The following is a 24,839-nucleotide window of genomic DNA, read 5'->3' on the forward strand; positions in this document are numbered from 1 at the left end:
AAAAAAGAGCTGACCCGTTACCTGGGTCCAGCTCTTTTTAAATATATTATTTATCGTTTTCCGTTTCCGTTTTATGATCGCACCCACAGTGAGAGTAAAGAACTGTCACCTTCTCTTCTTCAAAGTACTCGATTGTTTTCAGGCAAGTTGTACAGATGATTGTTCCCATTTTTCATTACCTCCCATTGTTTGTTTTGAAAGCGCTTTATGTTTCTTAATTACATAATAATATAACATAATTAAGATTGCAAGCATAAATTGTATAGCATATTTAAAAACGGGACAAAAAGCCCCCTATTTACCATACACAGCAAATAGGGGGCTTCAGGCTGATTATTGTATTATTTTACGATATGAATTGGTGTTCCAAGCGCAACTTCTGCTGCTTCCATCGTCATTTCGGCGAGTGTTGGATGCGCATGAATGGTCATCGCAATATCTTCAAGTGTCATGCCTGCTTCAATGGCAAGACCAAGTTCAGATACCATGTCGGATGCACCTGTACCGGCAATTTGAGCACCGATTACAAGGCCATCTTCTTTACGTGATACAATTTTAACAAAACCATCTGTACTGTTAAGAGCAAGCGCACGGCCATTCGCTGCAAACGGGAACTTAGCCGCTATTACATCGATTTTTTCTTCTTTTGCCTGCGCTTCTGTATAGCCGACAGTTGCTAATTCAGGTTCTGTGAAGCAGACAGCCGGAATCGCTAAATAATCGACTTCTGATTTTTCACCGCTGATTGCTTCCGCAGCAATTTTACCTTCGTAAGATGCTTTGTGGGCAAGTGGAGGTCCCGTAATAATATCACCGATCGCGAAAATATTTTCAACGCTTGTACGACACTGTTTATCCACTTCGATTACACCACGGTCTGTCATTTTAATGCCGGCGCCTTCAATGCCAAGTTCATCCGTGTTAGGACGGCGGCCTACGGTGACAAGTACATAATCAGCTTCAATTGTTTCTTCTTTACCGCCTGCTTCATATGTTACTTTTACGCCATTTTCTGTTTCTTCCGATGATTTTGCCATCGCTTTCGTTACAATGGTCACACCTTTTTTCTTCATACTGCGTTTGACAATGGCAGACATCTGCTTTTCAAAGCCCCCTAGAATTTCAGGAGCACCTTCAAGAATCGTTACTTCAGAACCGAAATTTGCAAATGCCGTCGACAATTCTGATCCGATATAGCCGCCGCCAATAACGACCAACTTTTTCGGAATCTCTTGAAGAGCAAGAGCACCCGTTGAATCGAGAACACGTTTTGAAAATTTGAAGTTCGGAATTTCAATTGGTCTTGACCCTGTTGCAATGATCGCGTTTTTAAATGTGTACGTTTGAGCAGAGTTTTCCGTCATGACACGAAGTGTATTCGCATCGTTAAAGTAAGCTTCACCGCGTACGATTTCTACTTTGTTCCCTTTCAGCAAGCCTTCAACGCCGCCTGTTAATTTCTTAACAACGCTGCCTTTCCACTTCTGAACTTTTTCAAAATTCACTGTCACGTTTTCAGCGACAATACCGATATCATCTGAATATTTTGCTTGATCGAAGCGATGAGCTGCAGTTAAAAGGGCTTTTGAAGGGATACAGCCTACGTTTAAACAAACGCCTCCAAGATTTTCTTTTTCAACGATGGTCACTTTTTGTCCAAGCTGTGCTGCACGAATTGCGGCAACATATCCACCAGGACCTGAACCAATAACTATAGTGTCTGTTTCAATTGGGAAATCTCCTACTACCATTTATTACGCCTCCATTAGTAAAAGTTCTGGGTCGTTCAACAACCGCTTAATATGATTCAATGCATGTTGTGCTGTCGCTCCATCAATCATACGATGATCAAAGCTCAATGATAATGCTAACACAGGTGCGGCTATAATTTCACCATTTTTCACAATTGCTTTCTCAGCAATTCGTCCAATTCCTAAGATCGCTACTTCCGGATGATTAATAACCGGTGTAAACCATTGGCCCCCAGCTGACCCGATATTGGTAATTGTGCAAGATGCACCTTTCATTTCTGTTGGTGCAAGTTTACCATCACGTGCTTTTACAGCAAGTTCATTAATTTCATTCGAAATCGTGAACATTGATTTACGGTCTGCGTTTTTCACGACTGGTACCATCAATCCTTTATCTGTATCTGCTGCAATCCCGATGTTGTAGTAATGTTTATGAACGATTTCACTTGTCACATCATCAATGGATGTGTTCAAAGCAGGATATTCACGAAGCGCGCTTGTCAAAGCTTTCACAACGTATGGAAGGAATGTTAATTTCACGCCTTTTTCCGCCGCCACTTCTTTGAACTTTTTACGATGAGCCCACAATTTTGTCACTTCAATTTCGTCCATTAATGTAACGTGTGGTGCTGTATGTTTTGAGTTAACCATCGCTTTGGCGATTGCTTTGCGGATTCCGCTCATTTTTTCACGTGTTTCCGGGAATTCGCCTTCAGGAATGACGGTTGCTGCAGCTGGTTTTGATTCATTCGCTGCCGCTTCTTTCATTTCTTCCTGTTTTTGTGCTGGCTGTTCAGCTGCTTCAGGACCTTTTTGAAGGAATTGATCGATATCTTCTTTTACGATACGGCCATTTTTGCCGCTGCCTGATACAAGTGTAATATTGATCTCTTTTTCACGTGCATACTTACGTACAGATGGCATAGCAATAATACGGCGGTTCGGATCTACTTCTGACGTGTCAGCTTGTGGCTGGCTGCCTGCACCTGTCGCTTCAGCCGATGTTTGTTTTGTTTCTTCAGCAGGTACTTTATCTACATTTTGACCTGCTTCGGCTGTTGATTGAACTTGTTCTTCTGTTTGAACGGCACCTTCGTCTCCATGGTCGCCTTTAAACTTCAAGTCTTCGTAACCTGGAGCGTCAAGTTTAATCAATGTATCGCCAACGATTGCCGTAGCGCCTTCATCAACAAGTATATCTTCTACTGTTCCAGCAACTGGTGACGGAATTTCAACCACCGCTTTATCATTTTGAACTTCGCAAAGTACGTCATCTTCCTGTACTTTATCGCCTGGCTTTACGAACCACTTGACGATTTCGCCTTCATGAATTCCCTCGCCGATATCTGGTAGTTTAAATTCAAATGCCAATGTATTCATCCTCCTATATTGTCATTTTAGAAAGGAGGCGCAAGGCCCCCCGTTTCTAATGTGATCTATTCATTAAAATTCAAGTACTTTTTTTGCTGTTTCAATGACATCTTTATAGTTAGGCAGCCATACGGCCTCCGCTTGTGAAAACGGGAAGACTGTATCTGGTGCTGCTACGCGAAGAACAGGTGCTTCAAGACTCAAGATCGCACGGTCATTAATTTCAGCGACAACATTCGCTGCAATACCTGCCTGCTTTTGCGCTTCCTGCACGACGATTGCACGACCCGTTTTCTCAACAGACGCAATAATAGTTTCGATATCAAGCGGTTGAATCGTACGAAGATCAATGACTTCAACAGAGTAGCCTTCCTTTTCAAGTGCTTCTGCTGCTTTCAATGATTCATGAACCATTGCACCGTATGTGATGATCGACAAATCAGAACCTTCGCGTTTCACAGCCGCTTTACCTAAAGGAATTATGTATTCTTCTTCCGGCACGTCTTCACGGAACGAACGGTACAATTTCATGTGCTCAAGAAAAATAACTGGGTCGTTGTCGCGGATTGCAGAAATTAAAAGTCCTTTTGCATCGTACGGAGAGGAAGGAATAACGACTTTCAATCCTGGTTGCTGCGCCATTAAACCTTCTAAACTATCCGCATGAAGTTCAGGTGTATGAACGCCGCCGCCAAAAGGAGAACGGATTGTCACAGGAGCCGAGTAAACGCCGCCAGAGCGGTAGCGCATACGCGCAAGCTGTCCACTTACTGAATCCATTACTTCATATACGAAACCGAAAAATTGAATTTCTGGTACAGGACGGAATCCTTCAAGAGCAAGACCGACAGCTAGACCACCGATTCCTGATTCCGCAAGCGGTGTATCAAATACGCGCTCTTCTCCAAATTCTTTTTGAAGACCCTCTGTCGCGCGGAATACCCCGCCGTTAACGCCTACGTCTTCACCGAAGACAAGTACGTTTTCGTCGTTTTTTAATTCTACGCGTAAGGCATCAGTAATCGCTTGAATCATTGTCATTTGTGCCATGGCTTACTTCGACTCCTTTGCAGTATAAATTTCATATTGTTCTTTCAGATTAGCTGGCATTTCGTCATACATGTTTGCCATTAAATCTGTTACTTTTTGTTTTGGTGTTTCATCTGCTTTTTTAATCGCATCTTTAATTTCTTCTTTTGCGCGTTCAATTACTTCTGTTTCTTTCTCTTCATTCCATAAGCCTTTTTCTTCAAGATATTTACGGAAGCGAACGAGCGGATCTTTTTTCTCCCATTCTGTATCAAGATCAGAAGTACGATAGCGTGTTGGATCGTCACCAGCCATTGTATGCGGGCCATAACGGTAACACACTGTTTCAATCAATGTCGGGCCGCCGCCATTGATTGCGCGCTCGCGGGCTTCTTTTACGACTGTATATACAGCAAGTGGATCCATACCATCAACAAGAACAAATGGGATACCAGCAGCAATTCCTTTTTGAGCGATCGTTTTCGCTGCGGTTTGCTTTTCACGCGGTGTTGAGATCGCAAATTGGTTGTTTTGCACGATGAAAATCGCCGGTGCATTGAATGCTCCTGCAAAGTTAATTCCTTCATAGAAATCCCCTTGTGAAGAACCGCCATCACCTGTATACGTTACAGCGACTGCTTTTTTGCCGCGTTTTTTCAATCCAAGTGCCACGCCTGCATTTTGAACATACTGTGCACCGATAATAATTTGCGGTGACAATACATTTACGCCTTCAGGTGCCTGGTTACCGACGAAATGTCCACGTGAGAATAAGAACGCCTTCCAAAGCGGAAGTCCATGCCAGACGATTTGTGGCACATCACGGTAGCCTGGTAATATCCAGTCCGCTTTTTCAAGCGCGTAATGAGAGGCGATTTGTGACGCTTCCTGCCCAGCTGTCGGCGCATAGAAACCTAATCGACCTTGACGATTAAGCGAAATAGAGCGCTGATCAAGAACACGTGTATACACCATACGCGCCATTAACTCTTGAAGCTCTTCATCCGACATCTTCGGCACAGCCTCTTCATTTACAATTTTCCCCTCTTCATTTAAAACTTGGATCATTTCAATTTGATTTTCAATGGATTCAAGTATTTGTTGTGGATCGAGCTGAGCAGTTTTCTTTGCACTCATGATCAACACCTATCCTTTCATTATTGGTTACACGATTATTTTTTTATTTATAATTCCCTGTATCAGTTGTTTCCACAAAGGCACTGATACAATATGAAGCAATGATTAATAGTTTATATCATCATGTTTAATCCGTCAATTTTAAATAATCCTCTTGTGTACTCCCCAAAAAAACAAAGACTGTATTAGTTCAAAAACACAATCTGTATTATAAAAAGAAAGCGCTTTTAACATCTGTTATACATTACATTTCTCTAACCTGCCCTTCTCTATTTTCCCTTTCTTTCCTTTTCAAAACACACAATATGTGGCATTAACATTTTGCACACTTTTTGATAAGATAAGTACACCAATCGGAAAAAAAGGAAGGTATACAGATGATTAAAATGAATGATATCGTGCGTGAAGGAGAACCTGTCCTGCGTGAAAAAGCGAGCGACGTGATACTCCCTGCTTCACCGGAAGAGAAAGAAGTACTTGCTTCTTTAATGGAATATGTACAAAATAGCCAGAACCCGGATATCGCAGAAAAACACGGACTGCGCCCTGGCATCGGCCTTGCAGCTCCCCAAATCGGCGTGTCAAAACGAATGATTGCCATTCATGTAAAAGATGAAAAAGGCGTACTAATAAGTTATGCCCTTTTCAACCCGAAAATTGTCAGCCACTCGGTAGAAAAAGCATTTTTAACGAGTGGAGAAGGATGCTTGTCGGTTGACCGCGACGTACCTGGATACGTTCATCGCTATGCACGCGTCACAATCAAAGGCACGACACTTGCTGGTGATGAAGTTAAATTTCGTTTAAAAGGACTGCCTGCCATCTGTATTCAGCATGAAATTGACCATTTAAACGGTGTCTTATTTTACGACTATATTGACCAAAATGACCCATTCCGTGTAGAAGATAACGCACAACCCATTGAACGATAATATGTATAAACATTATTAATACAACGCATACTACGCGCATACCCATTTTTCTTTTCATAAAGCCATGCGTATGATAAAATGGCTTTAAGGAGTGATCCACGATGTTAAAAAAGCTAAAAAAAAAGCTTGTAAAACAGTGGAAAGACATGCTCAGAAGAAAAACAATTGCATAACATTGAATGGTTAAGCCCTTCCGAAACGAAGGGCTGTCTTTGTGTAAGAGACCGAAGATGTTCATTTCGTGTAAAAACATCTTTTTTTCTATATAATTAAAAAACATTAACACCCTGAGAAGAACCGCTCACATGCGGTTTGTATATATTACTTCGGAAAAAGGAGAGAAGTTCATGATTTACAAAGTGTACTATCAAGAAGATTATTCAGAGGTACCCGTTCGCGAAAATACGAAATCGTTATACGCAGAAGCGGATTCAGAACGCGCCGTTCGTCACGCATTAAAAAACCGCCCATACAATATTGAATTTGTTCAATTGGTAAACGAATCTCACCTCGAATATGAGAAGCAGTCGCCAAACTATAAAGTGGAGCAGCTGTAAAACATGAAATTCGTAAAAAATGATCAAACAGCTGTTTTTGCCCTCGGCGGTTTGGGTGAAATCGGTAAAAACACGTACGCTGTCCAATTTCAGGACGAAATTATTTTAATTGATGCTGGAATAAAGTTTCCAGAAGATGAATTACTTGGGATCGATTACGTGATTCCGGACTATTCATATTTAGAAAAAAATGCAGATAAAATTAAAGGGTTGTTCGTCACGCACGGTCATGAAGACCATATCGGTGGTATCCCTTACTTGCTGCGTGTTGTCAATGTACCTGTGTATGGCGGAAAACTTGCTCTCGGTCTGCTTCGTAATAAGCTGGATGAGCATGGACTTCTGCGCCGTACCCGCCTTCATGAAGTCGTGGAAGATGATGTGATTAAATTTCGAAAAACGTCCGTTTCTTTTTTCCGAACAACACACAGTATTCCGGATTCATATGGTGTTGTCGTTAAAACACCTCAAGGAAGCATCGTTCACACAGGAGATTTTAAATTTGATTTCACACCAGTCGGTGAACCTGCAAACTTAACGAGAATGGCTGAGATCGGCAAAGAAGGCGTACTCTGCCTTCTCTCTGATAGCACGAACAGTGAAGTACCTAACTTTACAATGTCAGAACGCAAAGTCGGCGAAAGTATCCGTAACATCTTTCGTAAAGTAGAAGGCCGGCTTATTTTCGCAACGTTCGCATCAAATATTCATCGATTGCAGCAAGTAGTCGAAGCAGCGGTTGAAGACGGCCGAAAAGTCGGTGTATTTGGACGAAGTATGGACAATGCCATTACGCTCGGTCAACAGTTAGGTTACATTCGCTGTCCTAAAGACACATTTGTCGATACACATCAATTGAATAAATTACCTGCCAACAAAGTCACGATTCTTTGTACTGGCAGCCAGGGAGAGCCTATGGCTGCTCTTTCTCGCATCGCGAACGGTTCCCATCGTCAGATTCAAATTCAGCCAAAAGATACCGTTGTCTTTTCATCCTCACCCATTCCAGGGAACACGGTGAGTGTAAATAGAATTATTAATTCATTGTCACGTGCCGGCGCGGATGTCATTCATGGACCTCTTAATAACATCCATACATCTGGCCATGGGAGTCAGGAAGAGCAAAAGTTAATGCTCAGTCTTATTAAACCTAAATTTTTCATGCCCATTCATGGTGAATACCGGATGCAAAAAACACACTGCCAGCATGCGATCGACTGCGGTGTACCGAAAGAAAACTGCTTTATTATGGACAATGGAGATGTACTTGCCCTCTCAAAAGAGGAAGCGCACGTTGCCGGCCGCATCCAATCTGGTTCTGTTTACATTGATGGAAGCGGTATTGGCGATATCGGCAACATCGTTTTGCGTGACCGCCGAATTTTATCGGAAGAAGGTCTTGTGATCGTTGTTGTGAGCATTAATAAAGCAACAAATAAAATTGAAGCGGGCCCTGATATTATTTCACGTGGATTCGTGTACATGCGTGAATCAGGCGATTTAATTTATGAAGCACAATCGGTGTTAAATCGTCATATTAAGCAATTACTCATTAGTAATACAACTCAATGGTCCGACATTAAAAATGAAATTACCGATACGCTTTCGCCATTTCTTTACGAAAGAACGAAACGCCGTCCAATGATTTTACCAATCATTATGGAAGTGTAACATAACAAAAGAGCTTTCCATTTCCTTTGGAAAGCTCTTTTTGATCGGGAGGCATAATTCATGATCCCCGTGAAAGGAAAATCGCAGTACGATGATGATATAAAACCGCAATTCCGTTCTTCAGCCTGTGGTCCAGTCACGGTTTCAGTTATATTAAACTACTGGTTTAGCGGGACTTATCCGATTCATGTGAACGAATTGTATACATCACTGTCCACGACACCGATCGGTCTGTTTCGTTTTATGATGGTTTATAAGCTTCGCCGTCTTCTTGGTCCAGACTGGCTAGTGAAAAGCACGAATCGAATTGATGAAGTAATGGATGAACTGCAAAAAGGACACCCTGTCGCAGCAAAATTCGACAAATATTTTACACTTCGTTTTTTTTCAAAACCGATGTATGCGTATCATTGGGTTGTCATAACCGGCTATGAAATGAAAAATGGTGAAATCATTTTATTCTTTCACGATAACGGGGCACCTGGCCGGGAAAGTAAACGAAGACATGTATCCTATAGAGAGCATTCTTCTATGCTTCGCTTCGTCCTTATTACACCACCTGATTCACAAAAAATCCCACTTTGAAGTGGGATTTTTCATTTAATCATTCATTTTTTTCTCAAAACGGTCAATATCTTTATCCGCTCCGATAATAATTAAAATGTCATTCACAACGATTGTTTCATCCGCCTGCGGTGAAACAATAATTTCTTTTCCCCGCTTAATAGCGACAATATTAATTCCATATCGGACACGAATATCAAGATCGATTATCGTGTTCCCTGCAAGAGCTTCATTCGCAATAATTTCTGTAATGGAATGCTCATCGGAAAGCTCTAAATAATCAAGTACATTATTTGACACAATATTGTTTGCAATACGCCGTCCCATGTCTCTTTCTGGATGAACGACTTGATCCGCGCCAATTTTTAATAATACTTTTTCATGGTAATCATTCTGTGCTTTTGCTGTTACTTTTTTGACGCCAACTTCTTTTAACATAAGCGTCGTCAAAATGCTTGATTGAATGTCATCACCTATCGCAACAATCACATGGTCAAAGTTGCGAATGCCTAGACTTTTCAATACGGATTCATCTGTCGTATCTGCGACAACAGCATGGGACGCAATCGATGCGAATTCATTCACTCGGTCTTCATCCCTATCGATCGCCATCACTTCCATTCCCTGCTCGCTCAACTCTCTGCAAATACTGCTGCCGAAGCGGCCGAGGCCAATAACGACAAATTCTTTTTTCATATTCATTTCCCCCCGCTCTCAAGGCTTAAAAGTGGTTCTTGCTATGAGAGTTTACCACGAATTTATTAAAACTTCGCTTATTTCTTTTTCCCTTTCACATAATCTGCATCGAAAAGGAAAAGTCTCATCAATAAGATAAGTGACGGGATCAGCAAGAGCAGTCCTAGAATAAACGCAATAACGAGTGCCAACGCCATCGTTTCATTCGTTACATTTTCATGGACCGTAATATACGGATACAAAATGTATGGCAAATGAGATGCTCCATAGCCGAAAAAGGCGAAGAAAAACTGCAGCATCACCATAATAAAGGCCGTGCCGTATCTTTTCCCTGTATAAATAAACCAGGAAGCAATACCGAAGCAGAGGAGCGATAACCCGAACATCCACCAATATTCTGTTATGGCTTTATTGTAATGTTCTGGATTGTGCATTTGCAGTGATATAAAGACGAGAAGGCTTGCCACAATTGTCGGCATGCTCCAGAACAGTGCAAACTGCCGGATCGTCCGGCGCGCTTGTCTGTCATCCGCACGATCTGCATAATACGTTAAAAACGTGGCGCTAATATACAAGACCGACACGATAGATAAAAAGACGACACTCCATGAAAATGGACTCGTAAACAACTCTTTAGCAAGGAATGTCACTTTATCATCCGTAACGGCCAAGAAGTCTCCTTCTGAGATCGTCAATACTGTTGATAACGAAGCAGGAATTAATAATCCTGTCGCTCCGTATAAGAAAAGGTAAAATATACTATCACGTGATCCATAATTATTAAACGCATAAAACGAACCACGAATCGCGAGCAAAATAATTGCGACACTCGCTGGAATAAGAAGCGCTGTTCCGAAATAGTACGCCGTAGTCGGAAAAAAACCGACAATGCCGACGAAAAAGAACACGAAAAACACGTTTGTTACTTCCCATACAGGTGATAAGTAACGTGAAATAAGATCATTCATAATATGGTCTTTTTTCTTCCACCTCGCATAGAAAGCGAAGAAACCGGCACCGAAATCAATAGACGATACTATTAAATAGCCATACAAAAATGTCCATAGAACCGTGATCCCGAGAAGTTCTAAATTCATGCTGATCCCTCCCCATTTGGAAAGCGTTTTTCAAGTTCCGCTTCCGCCGGCGAATTTTTAAACATTTTAATCAACACGACCACTGTCATCACACCGAGTACGAGGTAAAGCAGCGCAAACATGACAAACGTAATGCCTACATCATCATTTCTCGTCGCCGCTTCCGCTACTTTCATATAACCGCGTAAAATCCACGGCTGACGGCCCACTTCAGCTAAAATCCAGCCCGATTCATAGGCAATGAGAGAAAGCGGCCCTGATGCAACAACCGCCCATAAAAGCGGCTTATTTAGTTCATTCCACTTTTTCACTTTACTCATGATGACAAAGAGCGCCGTTATCGCCATGACGAACATACCAATGCTGACCATTATATCAAACATGTAGTGAATCCAAAGCGGCGGACGTTCATCTTCAGGCGTTTCATTTAAACCGATTACTTCCGTGTCAAATGAATTACCTGCAAGAAAGCTCAACAGTTTCGGAACACGAATTTCGTTTTCTATTTCGCCATCTTCATTGAGTGTTCCGTAGAAAATAATATCTGCTCCTTCTTCCGTTTCAAAATGCCACTCAGCCGCTGCTAATTTTTCCGGCTGCACTTCCGCTAAAAATTTCGCTGATACATCGCCCGCAATGGCTGTAAGGACCGAGAAAATTAACGTGCACGTAACAGTTAAACGAAGCGCTTTTTGCTCGTATTGACCGCGTTTTCCTTTTAAAATGGCAAACGCCACAATCGCTGCTAAAATGGCCGCTGACGTCATATATGATGTCGAAACAACGTGGAACACTTTTGATGGTGTTGCTGGATTTAACATCGCTGCTATCGGGTCAATGTTGATCGCCTGACCGTTTTTTAAATCAAATCCTTGCGGCGTATTCATAAATGCATTCACTGTCGTAATAAACAATGCAGACGCCGATGACCCAATCATAACTGGAATTGTTAAGAGCCAGTGTGTCCATTTTCCTTTAAACCGGTCCCACGTGTATAAATAAATTCCAAGGAAAATTGCTTCAAAGAAAAACGCAAATGTTTCCATAAATAATGGCAAAGCAATAACCTGTCCCGCTACTTCCATAAAACTTGGCCATAACAGTGACAACTGTAAGCCAATTGCAGTTCCCGTTACAACACCTACAGCGACTGTAATCGTAAAGCCACGTGCCCAGCGTCTTGCTAATAGTAAATAGTGCGGATCATTTTTCTTAATACCGATAAATTCAGCAATGGCAATCATAACCGGTACGCCGACACCGATCATCGCAAAAATAATATGAAACATTAATGTCATCGTTGTCAGCATCCGACTGAGCATGACGCTATCGAGTTCCATTCATATGACCTCCCGAGTGATTCAATTTAAATAAAATTATCACGCTACTCGTATTGTAAACCGAAAACAATAACAATGCTATAAAGGGGGTATGACTATTTTGTGACAAACTTCACAAACATGTCTAAAAAATTTTCTTCTCCTTGTTTATCCTTCTTTCATGTATAGAGACTTATCGAGACCTAACTTAGTTGTTAGGCCTCGATGAACATGTCTTCTATATAATTTACTTATGTCCAAGGGCGGTGAAATAGCGGGTAATAAACGAGATTGCCGTTTCAATGGCAGCTTCATCCGGGTTCAATTTTGCGTGGTGAAGGCCGTATTCAGAACCGACGCCCAGCCAGAACATCATGCCTGGTATTTCTTTTAGCATAAAGCCAAAATCTTCACCGGTCATCGCTTCACGTGAATGAACGAACTGAATATCCGTTTGCGCTTTGGCAAATTGAATAAATCGGTCCGTCACTGCTGGATCATTAAATACTTGATAGTAGCCGCTGCCATTATCAATTTCCGACTCGCATTCAAAGGATGCTTCAATGCCTTTTAATAGTGCTTGAACACGTGCTTTTGCCTTCATCATCGCTTCCGGTGACAACGTGCGGATCGTCCCTTCTAGACGCGCATGCTCTGCAATGACATTTTGCACAGTACCAGCTGTCATTTTACCAATTGTTACGACCGCGCTGTCGAGCGGATCGACGTTTCTAGACACGATCGATTGAAGCTGTGTAACGAAGTATGACGCTGCAACAACCATATCTTTCGTTTCATGCGGATAAGCTGCATGGCCGCCCTTCCCTTTAAAATCAATAAATAACTCTGACGTATTCGCGAACAAAAGACCTGGCTTTGTTGCAATAGTGCCAGCGGGATGTTCCGGCGCAATGTGTAGCGCATAAATTTCATCAGGCATCCATGCTTTTAATTCTTTAGACGCCATGAGCGGCTCTGCGCCACCCGGTCCTTCTTCTGCCGGCTGAAAGATAAAAACAAGATCGTCATTGATCGGATTTTCGGCGAAATGTGTAACAACACCGAGAGCAATGCTCATATGAAAGTCATGTCCACAGGCATGCATCCGGCCTTCATGTATCGATGAAAACGGGAGATCTGTTTTTTCAGTAATCGGTAAACCATCAATATCAGTACGCCAGCCGATTGTTTTCGACGGTTTCAATCCTTTCATTTTAACAATAATGCCGGTACGCCACTTTTTTAGTTCGATCCGGTCCTGCGGCAATGTATGTAAATAGTTTAATAAATATTGTTGTGTTTTCTCCTCTTCAAAGCCAAGCTCCGGAATTTGATGGAGATCGCGGCGAATATCGACAAAACGGTTCATGTGCACAGTCCTCCTCTTTTTTAAAAAGAACGCGTAGGCAACTGCCCACGCGTTCTTCCCTCACCGCTCTTACAGTTTGCGGAGTTCTTGAATAATTTCTGTTTTTGATTTTGTTTTATCATCAATTTGTTTAATAACGCGTGCTGGTGCTCCAACAGCAACCGAGAATGGCGGAATATCTTCTGTTACGATAGCGCCTGCTGCGATAACGGAACCTTCACCAATACGGCAGCCTTCAAGAACGACAGCATTTGCACCGATTAATACGTTATCTTCAAGTACAACTGGCGATGCGGATGGCGGCTCAATAACACCCGCTAGCACAGCTCCGGCACCAACGTGGCAATTTTTACCGACTGTTGCCCGGCCGCCAAGTATTGCATTCATGTCAATCATCGTGCCTTCACCAATAACAGCGCCGATGTTAATTGAAGCACCCATCATAATAACAGCATTGTCACCAATTTCAACTTGATCACGAATGATAGCACCCGGCTCAATACGCGCTGTAATATTTTTCATGTCGAGAAGCGGGATCGCTGAGTTGCGACGGTCGTTTTCAACAACGTAATCCGTCACTTTGTCTTTATTTTGCTCAAGTGCCTCTGATACTTCAGCCCACTCGCCAAATACGACAACGGATTTACCTTCGCCAAACACTTTCGCAGAAGCGCCAAAGTTGATTCCTTCCACGTCACCGTTTACATATACTTTGACTGGTGTTGATTTCGTGCTGTTACTAATAAATGAAATAATTTCATGTGCATCCATCATTTTCATAATTATGTATTCCTCCTCAGACTTTTTATATTAAATTTTTCTGCTTTTACTTTACCAAAGTAAAGCAATTTTCACAAGCAATTTTCATCCGATTTTTCCATAAACCGTTCAACCGTTTCAACAAATGCCTGCACTTGCCGCAGTTCAAACGCAGCATCATAGCCAAGCATCCACGTATCTCGCTGGATCGGTTCTCCGTCGCGGTCTAGAAGCGGCGTTTTATACAAATTATTTTCCTGATTTGAAAGCGTAATCGCCGGCAAAATCGCATAGCCGATTCCATTAAACGCCATTTGACGGCACGTTTCAATTTGATCAACAACAATAGAACGCTTTGGTGTCACCTGAAATCGATTATGCCACCATTCCTGAATTTCCTGATCGTAATTTGAATCACTTTTAAACTGAATGAACGGTTTTTCTGTCGTTAATACTTCTTCTACATCCTGAATGTCTTTATCAACTAAATAAAGCGGATCTTCAAACAAATGAATTTTTCGGCCTTTCCATTCAGGTGTGCCTCGAATGATCCCAATATGAACATCACCTTCATACAGCTCTTTTAAAATTTCACTGCTCCAGCCCGTCATAAGTTGAATTTTCGCATACGGATATCGCTCAACAAAGAGTTTTAATACTTTTGGCAGCCAATTTTGGCCGACAATGCTTGCACAAGCAATTTTTAGCGTTCCATGTACGTTTGGTTCCAGTGATTGCAATTCTTCGAGCAGTCGTTCTTTTTTCTCAAGCGTTTCTTTTGCATAATCAACAATAAGTTCACCTGCAGGCGTTAAAGACAGTCCTTTTGTTGAACGGTTAAATATTTTGTGCGCCCACTCTTTTTCAATCGTTTGAAGCCGCTGGGAAAGTGCCGGTTGAGAGACAAAAAGACGCTCGGCTGCTTTTCTCATATTCATTTCTTCTGCAAGCACCGTTAACAAGCGGATTTCTGAAAAGGACATCTTTTTTATTCCCCTTTCTTCAAAAACAACAGCAGCATGAACGAAACCACTGCAAATAGAAATACGATCCAGTATACGACGTGAAGCGATGTCGTCAACCCTTCGCTTAAAATGAAACGGGCGGATTCGCTCATCTGAACGCCTTCTCCAAGAAGCTCATTAATAGAATCAACGGTTAAATCATCAGACGCATCCGGATTGTTTTGCAAATAAGCAGTAAGACGAATATTCAATATACCACCAAGAAGTGCAGCACCGATCGTATTGCCAATATTGCGCATAAACATATTTGATGCCGTTGCCGCTCCCCGTTCATGCCAGTCGACGGCGTCTTGAATGGAGACAATAAAGGCTGTTGAAGTCAGACCCATGCCAATACCTGTTACAAAAGATGAAGCCGCTGCCCACCAAGGTCCGTAAGACGGATCCATAGAGGCGAACATAAGTCCACCCGTAAGCAGCGCCGCACCGCCAATCAATGTCGTCGTTCGATAGCCAGCAAACAAAATAAGCCTTCCAGACAACGATGAAGCAATCGGCCAACCAATAGACATAGCGGTTAATGTGAACCCTGCTATCGTTGCACTTTTCCCCATTACACTTTGCACATACATCGGTAAAAAGGTCGAAATGCCGATCAGCATAATCCCAGTCGTCAATGAGACAAGATTAGCGATTAAAATCGGACGCATTTTCCATAAATGAAATGGCATCATCGGCACAGCTGTCCGCTGCTCATGAAAGACAAAGAAAACGAGTGAAATCATTCCGACAATGAGAAGCGGAATCATGAAATCGGTTTTCCCTGCCTCGACAAGAAGATACATAAAAGATGAAATACTCATTAAAAACAAAACCGTTCCGATGTAATCAATATTTGGTTTCTTTTTCTCCACTTTTTCATGTAAAAAAAGAAATAGCATAATGATCGAAATAACGCCAAGCGGCACGTTCATCCAGAACACCCAGCGCCACGAAACAAATTCAACAAGCAATCCTCCCAGCGCTGGACCAGATACAGCAGAAATACCCCATACACTAGCTAAATAACCCTGTACTTTCGCCCGTTCTTCTTTCGTATAAATATCACCGACAATCGTTGTCACCACCGGCATGATCGCCCCAGCGCCTATTCCTTGTATAAACCTAAATAAAATCATTTGCTCCATCGATGCTGCAAAGCCGCATAAAACAGAGCCAATTAAAAAGATCGCGATCCCGGCAAATAAAACCGGGCGGCGTCCAAAAATATCGGAAAGTTTTCCATATATTAAAACGGTCGCTGCGTTCATTAACAAATAGGCTGAAAATACCCAGCTGTATAATGAAAAACTACCGAGGTCAGCTACAATATCCGGCATGGCCGTCGCCACAATTGTCGCTTCAATCGCGCTCATAAACATTGCCAGCATCACAGCAACTAGTACGAGGCGCTGGTTTGTTTGTCTTTCTTTCATAATTTGATCCTTCTTTCAACAAAAAAAGACCCGCCCCTTAGGCAGATCCCCGTTAATTCAGCTGATCGATGTAATGATTCAACTGTTTTAAAATGACCCGCCTCGTCAAAATCCCTTCAAAATAACCCTCTTCATCGGTCACACACAAAAAAGGATGATTAATTAACAGACCGAGTGCTTTTCGAAAATGATCATGAACCGTTAAACTCGGCTTATCCACTGCCATGACTTCTTTCACTTTCATATGTTCAAGCCGTTCGAATTCAACTCGTTCAAGACCCAGTATTGCTTCCGTGATCATTGGGATACTGATTAAGCCTTCAAGACGGTACTTTGTGTCCAGCACAGGAATCGCCGTATAGCCGCTTTTTGTCAAAATGAGAAGCGCATGCTCGAGGCTGTTACCGCGCTGAACGAATGCTACTTTCTCCCCTGGAATAATGTAATCCATAATATTTGTCTGTAATACATCTTTGTTTGTGAAGGAAATCATCTTGATTCTCCTTTTTCCTTTTGTAAGCGCTTAACTTATCTTTTATTATAGCAAACCGTGTAAGCAATTCGCCAGGTAGACGAGCCGTTCTTTTAAATTAAAAAAGATTCGGCTCACAAATGGCAACTGTCTTATGCCTGTTCCTGCTGTTTCGCTTCTTGAAGCAGTTCGAAAATTTCAATCGCGGTCATGTCAATATCGTCAAACGGATATTTACTTCCTTTTCCATCTTTATCATACACTTCAAGTTCAAATGTATCTTTATTCGGGAAATATTTCACCTGACAAAGCATTTTTCCGTTCAACTCAAAAAGGCGTTGCTGCACTTCACCCTGCTCTCCGCCCTCCTGCAATGACTTTAAACGCTGTACAATTCCAACTAGTTGCGACATATATTGTCGACCCCTTTCGATTCGTAATCCATTAAGTAAGCACAAGAAATATACCATACATCTATTTGATAATCCAACATTTTTATCCCTTTTTTTCACCGATTTCGCTCAAAAAGAGACGCCAAAAAATTAGCGTCCCCTAAACCAAACGATGAGAATAATACCTGCACAAATCACTGCGACGACCACGTACGTCCAGAAAATCGGATTGAGCGTATAAGGATGACTGCGTACGAGTACACCTAGATTTTCATCCTTTACTTTTCCAGCTGATGCTCGTCTCATGACGGCCACTGTACCGAAAAGCCCGGCAAGCACAACGATTAAACCAATTAGAAAAAATGCGATGACAGCCACCTTCTCATTCTTCGTGATATTTGCTAGTCTCCCCCGCTTTCCTTCTTCTTATACACTAATATAAAAGCCCTTCCTGATCGTACAAAAATTCATAAGGAATGTCGAAAAACAAATATTCATTATCTCTGATTGGACATGAAAACGTGCGAATCGTTTCTCCCGTTTCAATGTCGCTATATAAATCAGAAATAAGTCCACCACCATTTTTCCGCATTCTTAATATATTTTCTAGAAAATAAGGACGCCAGCTCCAGTTCTTATCGAAATACTCCGGCTGAAACACCCACTCGCCTTCTTTTTTAAAATAGTTAGGTGTCAGTTCAAAACCATTTTCATCGCATATATAAAGGCGAAAACACATGCCATCAAAATGCTGCCCAATTTCTTCCAATAGTTTTTCTTTAGAAGCTGATTTTGATTTGGACAAAATCGTATCGAGCTCCATTTCAATTTTATCTGCTAGTGTATATACGCTGTTTAGTGCCTGTTTTTCGTAAGAAATAAACTGACTGCATTTCTCTCGCAGCATAGCTTTTAACTGATCCGGATTTACAAATACAGGAGATGGTTCAGCAAGGTAAAACCCTTGATAATAGCGACCGCCATTTTTCCATGCATATTGCAGTTGATATTCGACTTCTACTGTTTCAAATAAAAGGGATGCGCCAATTTTCCTTGCAAACATAGATAGAGAATAAACTATGTTTTTATATGTTTGATCTCCTGCATCTTTGCGGAGCGCCTGCAGACTTACTTTTAATATATCCGGGGAGTAACTAGCAAAGTGCCGAATATCGTCTTCTGCTTCGCCAAGATGATCTACTGCCAGACGAATGCCAAGCGTCTTGTAATAGCGCAAAACGTTATCCAGCGAAGCGCTGTATTCTGCTGCCGAAATTTCAAGTACGATTTTATCAAGCGTCACCCCTTTATCTGTATAGCTTTCGATGATCGCAAGAAACGATTCACCGTAGTCTTCGAGAAGTCCTGATACCTGCCGATTAATAAATAGAAACGACTTCTGTTTTTCAGCTGTATAATCATCAAGCGCTTTTTTTAAAATAACATCCTCCACTTCATGGCGGTATTCATCCGGCGTATCTTCATCATGAAAAAAGCCGCCAAGACTCTTTGCCTTCTCTCCATCCATATAACGGCCAAGTACTTCGTAGCCAGCAATTTTATGTTCATCAGCGCTAAAGATCGGCTGATAATATGGGATGACCCGGTCGAGATTACTCATTATTTCCAGTGCATCCATTGAAGGACCCCCCCTTTTTTCCATCAAATCGCTTATTATTATACATGACTTTTCTCGAATATGCTTTCATCAGAAAACCCGGCCTGTTTAAGGACCGGGTTCATTTCTTATGACGCCGGGCAAAATCAACAAATCGGAATTTATCCAATCGTTGTCTTGACTCTGTATATTGAAATAGACTTGCATCATCCAATGTATATACAAGTCGTCAAGATAGAAAGAAAACGATTACGCAAAAAAAGACAGCGGAATTCACTGCCCGTTTATTAACATGGAAATTGATTAATCCCTTGTACGATAGAAAAGCTCCGTATAACGACTCTACACGGAGTTTTTCTTTTCACTCTTCGTCTTCTCTTACTCGATACGCAGCCGTTAACGATTCCATCTGGCTGTTAATGTATATATCGCCTTTATTACGTTCCACATAACGGGAATTTCCTTCACTATCTTGGTAACGCGCTTTTGCATTATCTGATAATTGTAATTGAAGGAAATTTGTTAAACGGTCTTTTAATTCATCTTCTATAATGGGGAATAAAATCTCCACCCGTTTAATCATATTACGTGTCATCATATCAGCGGATGATAAATATACCTTCCGCTTCCCCGCATGATGGAAGTAATAAATGCGGCTATGCTCTAAGAAACGACCAATGATGCTAATGACGCGAATATTTTCACTCACGCCTTGTATCCCTGGCTTCATGCAGCATATACCACGGATAATGCAGTCTATTTGAACACCCGCATTTGACGCTTCATAAAACTTCATGATCAAACGTTTGTCTGTTAATGAGTTCATTTTCGCAATAATCCGGCCGTTACCGTGTTTTTTATGAATCTCAATTTCTTCTTCAATCAATTTAATAAATGCCTCTTGAATGTCATATGGTGCGACGACAAGATGATTATATTTTGGCTTATCCATATAGCCGCTCAAATAGTTAAAGAAATTTGTTGCGTCAATGCCAAACTCTTTTTTCGACGTAATCAACCCGTGATCTGTGTATATTTTCGCCGTAGCATCATTATAGTTCCCCGTGCCGAGGTGAACAAATCGTTCAATTTTTCCCGCAAGCTTACGGACGACGAGCGTGATTTTACTGTGTGTTTTCAAATTGTGCATGCCATAAATAACATGGCAGCCTGCCTTTTCGAGCTCTTTTGCCCACTGCACATTATTTTCTTCATCAAAACGTGCTTTCAATTCAACAAGTACCGTCACCTGTTTTCCTTTTTCCGCGGCCCGTTTCAGTGATTCAATAATCGGTGAATCGCCGCTGACGCGATACAACGTCATTTTAATCGCCAGTGCTGATGGGTCGTCTGCTGCCTGTGAAATAAAATCGACGACCGGTTCAAACGACTCGTACGGATGGTAAAACAGAATATCTTGCTGCAATGTCTTTTCAAACACATCTTCACGCGATGATAAATCTTCCGGAAGCTGTGGAATAAACGTTTCGTACGTTAATCCTTCCCTCAATAAACTTAATTTTTTCGTAAATGAGAAGAATAAGGTTAAATCGACCGCACCTTCAATTTCATATACATCTTTATAGTGGATTTCGAGTTCATCCAATAAATAATCAAGCACATGCTGATCAAAATCCTGCGACTTAATCTCAAGGCGAACCGCAGCTCCCCATTTCCGCTTTTTCAACTCTTTTTCAATTTCAAGAAGCAAATCACGTGCGCCTTCTTCATGAATTTCCATATCCGCATTTCGCGTAATCCGGAACATGTTTACATTTTTCACTCTATATCCTTGGAAAATACGATCAATAAAATGAATAAGTACATTTTCTAAAAGGACATACGTTCCTCCCTTTGCATCAGAAGGTACTTCAATGACCCGCTCAAGGACACCTGGTACTTGAACGATTGCCACACGGTCTGCTTCTGCTTCAGGGTCATCATTTTCAAGCATAACAACTAAATTCAAACTTTTATTCAAAAGCATTGGAAACGGACGATACGCATCGATTGCCATCGGGGTCAGCACTGGAAACACTTCATTCTCAAAATAGTCTTGAAGGAACTTTTTTTGTTCAGCATTCAATTCGTTCGGTTTTACGAAATGAAACCCTTCTTCTTCAAGTGCCGGCAAAATTTCTTCTGTCAGGACACGGTTTTGTGTATGTACCAGTTCATGTGCTTTTTCACTAATCGCTTTTAACTGCTGTTTCGGTGTTAATCCTGCTTTGTTTTCCGGTTTATTGAAACCGGCTTTCACCTGATCCTTCAGTCCGGCGACACGCACCATAAAAAATTCATCCAGGTTGGAGCTGAAAATAGCTAAAAATTTCATTCGCTCAAGAAGTGGATTATTTAAATCCGATGCTTCCTGCAATACACGCTGATTAAAATTAAGCCAGCTCAATTCACGATTGTTATAATAACTTGGATTCGCTAAGTCCTTTTCCACCTGTCCATTCACTGGACATCCCTCATTTCAATCATTTTTGTTTAAACTGTAATGTAATCTCTTTATGCAGCGCTTTTTCAAGATGTCTTTTTTGCTTAACACTCTGGTAACGCTCCGCCATTTCATTGCCTTCACAATAGACAGTAATGAGAATACTATCTTGCTTCTCTTTGACATCAAGATCCTGTACGACGCTTCGTTTTGAGCTATTTAAGCTGTAGCATAGTTTCAACAGAGCACCGTATTCACGCATTTTTTGTATTTCTTCTTTAGTAAACCATCCATTAAATTCTTCTAAATACTGCTTTAATGTCGAATTATTTGTGAATGACGCAGTTAATGAAAGATACGCTTTTTCAGAGTGTGTAAATCCATCAAATAATGAGTTAATTAACAAATAAAATGTATGCCTGCTTTTAGAACTTGATGAGATATATTCCCCTAGATAAAATAGCGCTGCTGATTGTTCAATTATAAATCGTTCTTGCTTTGTGACGTTTAGTAAACCTTCTTTTTCAAAACCATTCACCATTTTTTCCATCAACGTCATCATTTGATGATGATGCTCATCGTCATGTCCGTACACTTTTAAAAGCCGTTTAATTCCGTTTCGCTTCACGTCTGCCGCTGTTTTATACTGTCCGCCTTTTATACGTTCAAGCATAATGCCATCGCGGAGCCCGCGTGAACTGACGATTAAGCCGTTTGCATTCGTATGAACGGCTAGCTGGTAAAATACTTCGATCGCTGGCAAAATCAAATCGGCCCGCTCATTGGAAAGACCATCCACCTTTTCCAGTTCTGAATACGATAATGATGACAGTTCTTCGCGCAGCCTATCAAGTGCATCTAACGTTAAATCATATCCATGAACACCGAGCGGCGGATAATTTTCTTTTAACTGCTGCACAATCGCAAGGTTCCGTGCACTTCCTCCAATGGCTGCAATAACGCCATCCGGTGCTTTTTGCAGCCACGGATACCTTGACAATTCACTTTGAATGTATTCCGCCATTTTTTTCTGTTCTTTCGGCTTCATCCGACCTTCTGCAATAAACAGCTGTTTAAGTGAGACAACACCAAATGGAAAGCTATGTGAATATTTCAATTTTCTATTTTCAAACAGTGTAATTTCTGTACTCCCCCCGCCAATATCAATCGTCAAGCCATTGTCTGCGGGCATCGTTTTTAATACAGCTGATAAACCGTATAATGCTTCTTCTTCACCTGATAAAAGCCGGATTTGAAAAGCGGTTTCTTCTTTCACTTTCCGAATGATTTCATCCCTGTTTTTTGCCTGACGGATCGCAGCAGTTGCCGTGCATTCCACTTCTGTTACATCATAATAATCAAGTACTTCACGAAAGTTTTTCAGTGCTTCAAGTAATAGTGCTATTCCTTCATCACTCATCACGCTCGATTCATCTAGAAAACGATTCAATCTGAGTGGCGCTTTTACGTTACGGAATTCCTCAATTCCTGCTCCTTGTTCTTTGTATAAAACGAGACGAACTGTATTCGACCCGATATCAATAATTGCTGTTCTACTGTGCTCCATCGGCTTTCCTGCTTTCTTTTTTATTCATCTTTTCCACTTAAATATACCACTCAAACCATTATGATTGCTTTCAAATCCGCCTGAAAAAGTGTATAATAAGAAAAAATGAATGCGAAAGGAGTCTCAATTGTGAGTAAATTATCTGAACCTTTCACCGAACCTTCATCTGATGATATCCTCGCCAAAGCGATCTTTACAGTTAACCGTCATGCAAAGACGGCTACAAATCCAAAATATTTGTATCAGTTAAAGAAGCAAGCCCTCTTAAAAATGATTAAAGAAGGCAAAGCGAAAAAAAAAGGCCTTCACTTTTCCCGAAATCCAAAGCATAGCCGACAGCAATCAGACGTCCTCGTTGAATGTGGTCATTATACATTCCATATACCGCCATGCAAAGAAGACTTCAATCTACTTCCTCATCTAGGACGCCTCAATGAGGAATTTCGTAATCCGCGATGCTCGATGAGTTTGTCAAAAGCAAAAGGAGTGTTGGAGGCGTATACTGGGATGAAAGAAGATCAGTCAAAACGTAACCCTCCAGGCCGTAAACAGTATACAAAGCCCGTTTTTAAACCACTTGGACAGTCATATTAGAACGAAAAAGGACGCAGCCCGCTTGGCAAGCGTCCTTTTTCTCTTTTACAGTGCAAGTTCGTCAATATATTCAACAAGACGGGCAATTTCCGGTTTGCTCACCTGGGCATCTGCACCGACACCTTTTCCTTTATGACGCAGCTCATCTGTAATGAGAGATGAGAAAATGATCACGGGCAATTTATTTAATTGCGGATGCTCTTTAATACGTTTCGTTAAATGATGGCCATCCATTTTTGGCATTTCAATATCCGTCACGATGAGCTTCACTTTTTCAAAGGTATTTTCTTGTTCAATGGTGGATTCTAAATAGTCGTACGCTAACTGACCATTTTCAAAAAACTCAACTTGATCATACCCTGCTTCACTTAGCGTATCGTGAATTAGTTTACGCAGCAGCGGCGAATCTTCTGCAACAATAAGTTGTTTTTCAGACCGTTCTCGTTTGCCAAGGCTCTGAATTTGATCGATATGAATACCTGAATACGGATTAATATCGACAACAATTTTTTCAAAATCAATCAACAAAATCATCGTTTCACTCATTTTGATCACACCGATAATTTGATTGTCGATGCCTTGGTACATTTCAGATGGTTTCTCGATATCAGTCCAGGAAATACGATGAATACGCGTTACATTTTGTACATGAAAAACGACTTTTTGCTGGTTAAATTCCGTCACGATATATTTATCTGTCGCTTGATTAGCCGATGGAGGCATACCGAGCACTTTCGCCATATCGATGACTGGAAGCACTTCATCACGCAGTTGAATGATCCCTTCAATGTGATCATGCGCATGCGGAATAAATGTAATCGGCATCGGTTGAATAATCTCTTTTACTTTCATGACATTAATACCATATTTGTTGTCCTGCACTTCAAATTCAACAATTTCCAATTCATTCGTGCCTGATTCAAGTAAAATACCATAATCATTTGTCATATGTCATTAGACCCCTTACGCATTTTTATTTTACTATATCACGAAATAAAAAAATGCGTATGGTTGAAAAATTTAGATTTTCTTAACATCGTTAACATTACGTTTACATTATA

Annotated in this window: 24 protein-coding genes and 1 pseudogene; 5 read left to right on the forward strand and 20 right to left on the reverse strand. The window is 41.3% G+C overall.

What is annotated here, in order from left to right:
* Positions 1 to 46 precede the first annotated feature (46 nt).
* The 5 genes from AWH49_RS18985 to pdhA form a co-directional block, all read right to left on the reverse strand.
* Positions 47 to 169: a GapA-binding peptide SR1P gene (locus AWH49_RS18985; protein ID WP_081897958.1), complete on the reverse strand. Its 123-nt coding sequence runs from the start codon at positions 167 to 169 to the stop codon at positions 47 to 49.
* Between the two features lie 172 nt (positions 170 to 341).
* Complete coding sequence (lpdA, locus tag AWH49_RS06250) at positions 342 to 1,751, reverse strand: dihydrolipoyl dehydrogenase (protein WP_034285700.1); 1,410 nt, start codon at positions 1,749 to 1,751, stop codon at positions 342 to 344.
* A gap of 3 nt (positions 1,752 to 1,754) precedes the next feature.
* Positions 1,755 to 3,122, reverse strand: coding sequence for a dihydrolipoamide acetyltransferase family protein (locus AWH49_RS06255; protein ID WP_063964996.1), 1,368 nt, complete (start codon positions 3,120 to 3,122; stop codon positions 1,755 to 1,757).
* A gap of 72 nt (positions 3,123 to 3,194) precedes the next feature.
* On the reverse strand, positions 3,195 to 4,172 hold the full coding sequence (locus AWH49_RS06260) for an alpha-ketoacid dehydrogenase subunit beta (protein ID WP_018392213.1): 978 nt from the start codon (positions 4,170 to 4,172) through the stop codon (positions 3,195 to 3,197).
* A gap of 3 nt (positions 4,173 to 4,175) precedes the next feature.
* Complete coding sequence (gene pdhA, locus AWH49_RS06265) at positions 4,176 to 5,288, reverse strand: pyruvate dehydrogenase (acetyl-transferring) E1 component subunit alpha (RefSeq protein WP_018392212.1); 1,113 nt, start codon at positions 5,286 to 5,288, stop codon at positions 4,176 to 4,178.
* Positions 5,289 to 5,665: 377 nt separating this feature from the next.
* Between pdhA and def the strand changes: the two genes are divergently transcribed.
* The 4 genes from def (at position 5,666) to AWH49_RS06285 (ending at position 9,033) form a co-directional block, all read left to right on the forward strand.
* On the forward strand, positions 5,666 to 6,220 hold the full coding sequence (gene def / locus AWH49_RS06270; RefSeq protein ID WP_063964997.1) for a peptide deformylase: 555 nt from the start codon (positions 5,666 to 5,668) through the stop codon (positions 6,218 to 6,220).
* A 347-nt stretch (positions 6,221 to 6,567) separates the two neighbouring features.
* Positions 6,568 to 6,777, forward strand: a complete 210-nt coding sequence (locus AWH49_RS06275) for a DNA-dependent RNA polymerase subunit epsilon (RefSeq protein WP_018392210.1) — start codon at positions 6,568 to 6,570, stop codon at positions 6,775 to 6,777.
* A gap of 3 nt (positions 6,778 to 6,780) precedes the next feature.
* The gene (gene rnjA, locus AWH49_RS06280; protein WP_034285704.1) at positions 6,781 to 8,448 is read left to right on the forward strand and encodes a ribonuclease J1; all 1,668 of its coding nucleotides are present in this window, start codon (positions 6,781 to 6,783) and stop codon (positions 8,446 to 8,448) included.
* Positions 8,449 to 8,508: 60 nt separating this feature from the next.
* Positions 8,509 to 9,033 (forward strand): C39 family peptidase, encoded by a 525-nt coding sequence (locus tag AWH49_RS06285; RefSeq protein ID WP_063964998.1) that lies wholly within the window; start codon positions 8,509 to 8,511, stop codon positions 9,031 to 9,033.
* Between the two features lie 15 nt (positions 9,034 to 9,048).
* Here the strand turns inward: AWH49_RS06285 and AWH49_RS06290 are convergent, their stop codons facing one another.
* The 14 genes and pseudogenes from AWH49_RS06290 to AWH49_RS06350 all read right to left on the reverse strand — a co-directional run bounded on the left by AWH49_RS06290 (position 9,049) and on the right by AWH49_RS06350 (position 23,184).
* Positions 9,049 to 9,708, reverse strand: coding sequence for a potassium channel family protein (locus tag AWH49_RS06290; RefSeq protein WP_018392207.1), 660 nt, complete (start codon positions 9,706 to 9,708; stop codon positions 9,049 to 9,051).
* Positions 9,709 to 9,785: 77 nt separating this feature from the next.
* Complete coding sequence (locus AWH49_RS06295; RefSeq protein ID WP_063964999.1) at positions 9,786 to 10,805, reverse strand: cytochrome d ubiquinol oxidase subunit II; 1,020 nt, start codon at positions 10,803 to 10,805, stop codon at positions 9,786 to 9,788.
* Positions 10,802 to 12,145 carry a cytochrome ubiquinol oxidase subunit I gene (locus AWH49_RS06300; RefSeq protein WP_034285711.1) on the reverse strand — a complete coding sequence of 448 codons (1,344 nt, stop codon included), beginning with the start codon at positions 12,143 to 12,145 and terminating at the stop codon, positions 10,802 to 10,804. Before AWH49_RS06300 ends, AWH49_RS06295 begins: the two co-directional genes overlap by 4 nt.
* Positions 12,146 to 12,371: 226 nt before the next feature.
* Entirely contained in the window at positions 12,372 to 13,493 is a 1,122-nt protein-coding gene (locus AWH49_RS06305; protein ID WP_063965000.1) for an N-acetyldiaminopimelate deacetylase, read from the reverse strand.
* Positions 13,494 to 13,562: 69 nt separating this feature from the next.
* Entirely contained in the window at positions 13,563 to 14,273 is a 711-nt protein-coding gene (gene dapD / locus AWH49_RS06310) for a 2,3,4,5-tetrahydropyridine-2,6-dicarboxylate N-acetyltransferase (RefSeq protein ID WP_018392203.1), read from the reverse strand.
* 71 nt (positions 14,274 to 14,344) lie between these two features.
* Positions 14,345 to 15,235 carry a transcriptional regulator CcpC gene (locus tag AWH49_RS06315; protein WP_063965001.1) on the reverse strand — a complete coding sequence of 297 codons (891 nt, stop codon included), beginning with the start codon at positions 15,233 to 15,235 and terminating at the stop codon, positions 14,345 to 14,347.
* Positions 15,236 to 15,240: 5 nt separating this feature from the next.
* A complete protein-coding gene (locus tag AWH49_RS06320; protein ID WP_063965002.1) occupies positions 15,241 to 16,692 on the reverse strand; it encodes an MDR family MFS transporter in 1,452 nt (483 codons plus the stop codon).
* A gap of 52 nt (positions 16,693 to 16,744) precedes the next feature.
* A complete protein-coding gene (gene cbpB, locus AWH49_RS06325) occupies positions 16,745 to 17,185 on the reverse strand; it encodes a cyclic-di-AMP-binding protein CbpB (RefSeq protein WP_034285719.1) in 441 nt (146 codons plus the stop codon).
* 131 nt (positions 17,186 to 17,316) lie between these two features.
* Positions 17,317 to 17,577, reverse strand: a complete 261-nt coding sequence (locus tag AWH49_RS06330; RefSeq protein ID WP_018392199.1) for a YkuJ family protein — start codon at positions 17,575 to 17,577, stop codon at positions 17,317 to 17,319.
* A 129-nt stretch (positions 17,578 to 17,706) separates the two neighbouring features.
* Positions 17,707 to 17,934, reverse strand: coding sequence for a hypothetical protein (locus tag AWH49_RS06335; protein WP_063965003.1), 228 nt, complete (start codon positions 17,932 to 17,934; stop codon positions 17,707 to 17,709).
* A 55-nt stretch (positions 17,935 to 17,989) separates the two neighbouring features.
* Positions 17,990 to 19,195, reverse strand: coding sequence for an EAL domain-containing protein (locus AWH49_RS06340; RefSeq protein ID WP_063965004.1), 1,206 nt, complete (start codon positions 19,193 to 19,195; stop codon positions 17,990 to 17,992).
* Between the two features lie 100 nt (positions 19,196 to 19,295).
* Positions 19,296 to 19,388: pseudogene (locus AWH49_RS19660) on the reverse strand (trehalose operon repressor); the annotation flags it as partial.
* Between the two features lie 147 nt (positions 19,389 to 19,535).
* A complete protein-coding gene (locus AWH49_RS06345; RefSeq protein ID WP_063965005.1) occupies positions 19,536 to 21,638 on the reverse strand; it encodes an RNA degradosome polyphosphate kinase in 2,103 nt (700 codons plus the stop codon).
* Positions 21,639 to 21,657: 19 nt separating this feature from the next.
* On the reverse strand, positions 21,658 to 23,184 hold the full coding sequence (locus tag AWH49_RS06350; RefSeq protein ID WP_063965006.1) for a Ppx/GppA family phosphatase: 1,527 nt from the start codon (positions 23,182 to 23,184) through the stop codon (positions 21,658 to 21,660).
* A gap of 105 nt (positions 23,185 to 23,289) precedes the next feature.
* Here AWH49_RS06350 and AWH49_RS06355 point away from each other — a divergent pair, with 105 nt between their 5' ends.
* Entirely contained in the window at positions 23,290 to 23,778 is a 489-nt protein-coding gene (locus AWH49_RS06355) for a YkyB family protein (RefSeq protein WP_051080826.1), read from the forward strand.
* A 45-nt stretch (positions 23,779 to 23,823) separates the two neighbouring features.
* Here AWH49_RS06355 and AWH49_RS06360 read toward each other — a convergent pair whose 3' ends face one another.
* Positions 23,824 to 24,726 (reverse strand): chemotaxis protein, encoded by a 903-nt coding sequence (locus AWH49_RS06360; protein ID WP_063965007.1) that lies wholly within the window; start codon positions 24,724 to 24,726, stop codon positions 23,824 to 23,826.
* Positions 24,727 to 24,839: the final 113 nt, after the last annotated feature.

This window comes from Domibacillus aminovorans (assembly GCF_001643235.1).
GTDB lineage: Bacteria > Bacillota > Bacilli > Bacillales > Domibacillaceae > Domibacillus > Domibacillus aminovorans.

Coding starts and splice junctions, on each gene's coding strand:
- AWH49_RS18985 (WP_081897958.1), bottom strand. CDS start 169: ATGGGAACAATCATCTGTACAACTTGCCTGAAAACAATCGAGTACTTT.
- lpdA (WP_034285700.1), bottom strand. CDS start 1,751: ATGGTAGTAGGAGATTTCCCAATTGAAACAGACACTATAGTTATTGGT.
- AWH49_RS06260 (WP_018392213.1), bottom strand. CDS start 4,172: ATGGCACAAATGACAATGATTCAAGCGATTACTGATGCCTTACGCGTA.
- pdhA (WP_018392212.1), bottom strand. CDS start 5,288: ATGAGTGCAAAGAAAACTGCTCAGCTCGATCCACAACAAATACTTGAA.
- def (WP_063964997.1), top strand. CDS start 5,666: ATGATTAAAATGAATGATATCGTGCGTGAAGGAGAACCTGTCCTGCGT.
- AWH49_RS06275 (WP_018392210.1), top strand. CDS start 6,568: ATGATTTACAAAGTGTACTATCAAGAAGATTATTCAGAGGTACCCGTT.
- rnjA (WP_034285704.1), top strand. CDS start 6,781: ATGAAATTCGTAAAAAATGATCAAACAGCTGTTTTTGCCCTCGGCGGT.
- AWH49_RS06285 (WP_063964998.1), top strand. CDS start 8,509: ATGATCCCCGTGAAAGGAAAATCGCAGTACGATGATGATATAAAACCG.
- AWH49_RS06290 (WP_018392207.1), bottom strand. CDS start 9,708: ATGAAAAAAGAATTTGTCGTTATTGGCCTCGGCCGCTTCGGCAGCAGT.
- AWH49_RS06295 (WP_063964999.1), bottom strand. CDS start 10,805: ATGAATTTAGAACTTCTCGGGATCACGGTTCTATGGACATTTTTGTAT.
- AWH49_RS06300 (WP_034285711.1), bottom strand. CDS start 12,145: ATGGAACTCGATAGCGTCATGCTCAGTCGGATGCTGACAACGATGACA.
- AWH49_RS06305 (WP_063965000.1), bottom strand. CDS start 13,493: ATGAACCGTTTTGTCGATATTCGCCGCGATCTCCATCAAATTCCGGAG.
- dapD (WP_018392203.1), bottom strand. CDS start 14,273: ATGAAAATGATGGATGCACATGAAATTATTTCATTTATTAGTAACAGC.
- AWH49_RS06315 (WP_063965001.1), bottom strand. CDS start 15,235: ATGTCCTTTTCAGAAATCCGCTTGTTAACGGTGCTTGCAGAAGAAATG.
- AWH49_RS06320 (WP_063965002.1), bottom strand. CDS start 16,692: ATGAAAGAAAGACAAACAAACCAGCGCCTCGTACTAGTTGCTGTGATG.
- cbpB (WP_034285719.1), bottom strand. CDS start 17,185: ATGATTTCCTTCACAAACAAAGATGTATTACAGACAAATATTATGGAT.
- AWH49_RS06330 (WP_018392199.1), bottom strand. CDS start 17,577: ATGTCGCAACTAGTTGGAATTGTACAGCGTTTAAAGTCATTGCAGGAG.
- AWH49_RS06340 (WP_063965004.1), bottom strand. CDS start 19,195: ATGGATGCACTGGAAATAATGAGTAATCTCGACCGGGTCATCCCATAT.
- AWH49_RS06350 (WP_063965006.1), bottom strand. CDS start 23,184: ATGGAGCACAGTAGAACAGCAATTATTGATATCGGGTCGAATACAGTT.
- AWH49_RS06355 (WP_051080826.1), top strand. CDS start 23,290: ATGAATGCGAAAGGAGTCTCAATTGTGAGTAAATTATCTGAACCTTTC.
- AWH49_RS06360 (WP_063965007.1), bottom strand. CDS start 24,726: ATGACAAATGATTATGGTATTTTACTTGAATCAGGCACGAATGAATTG.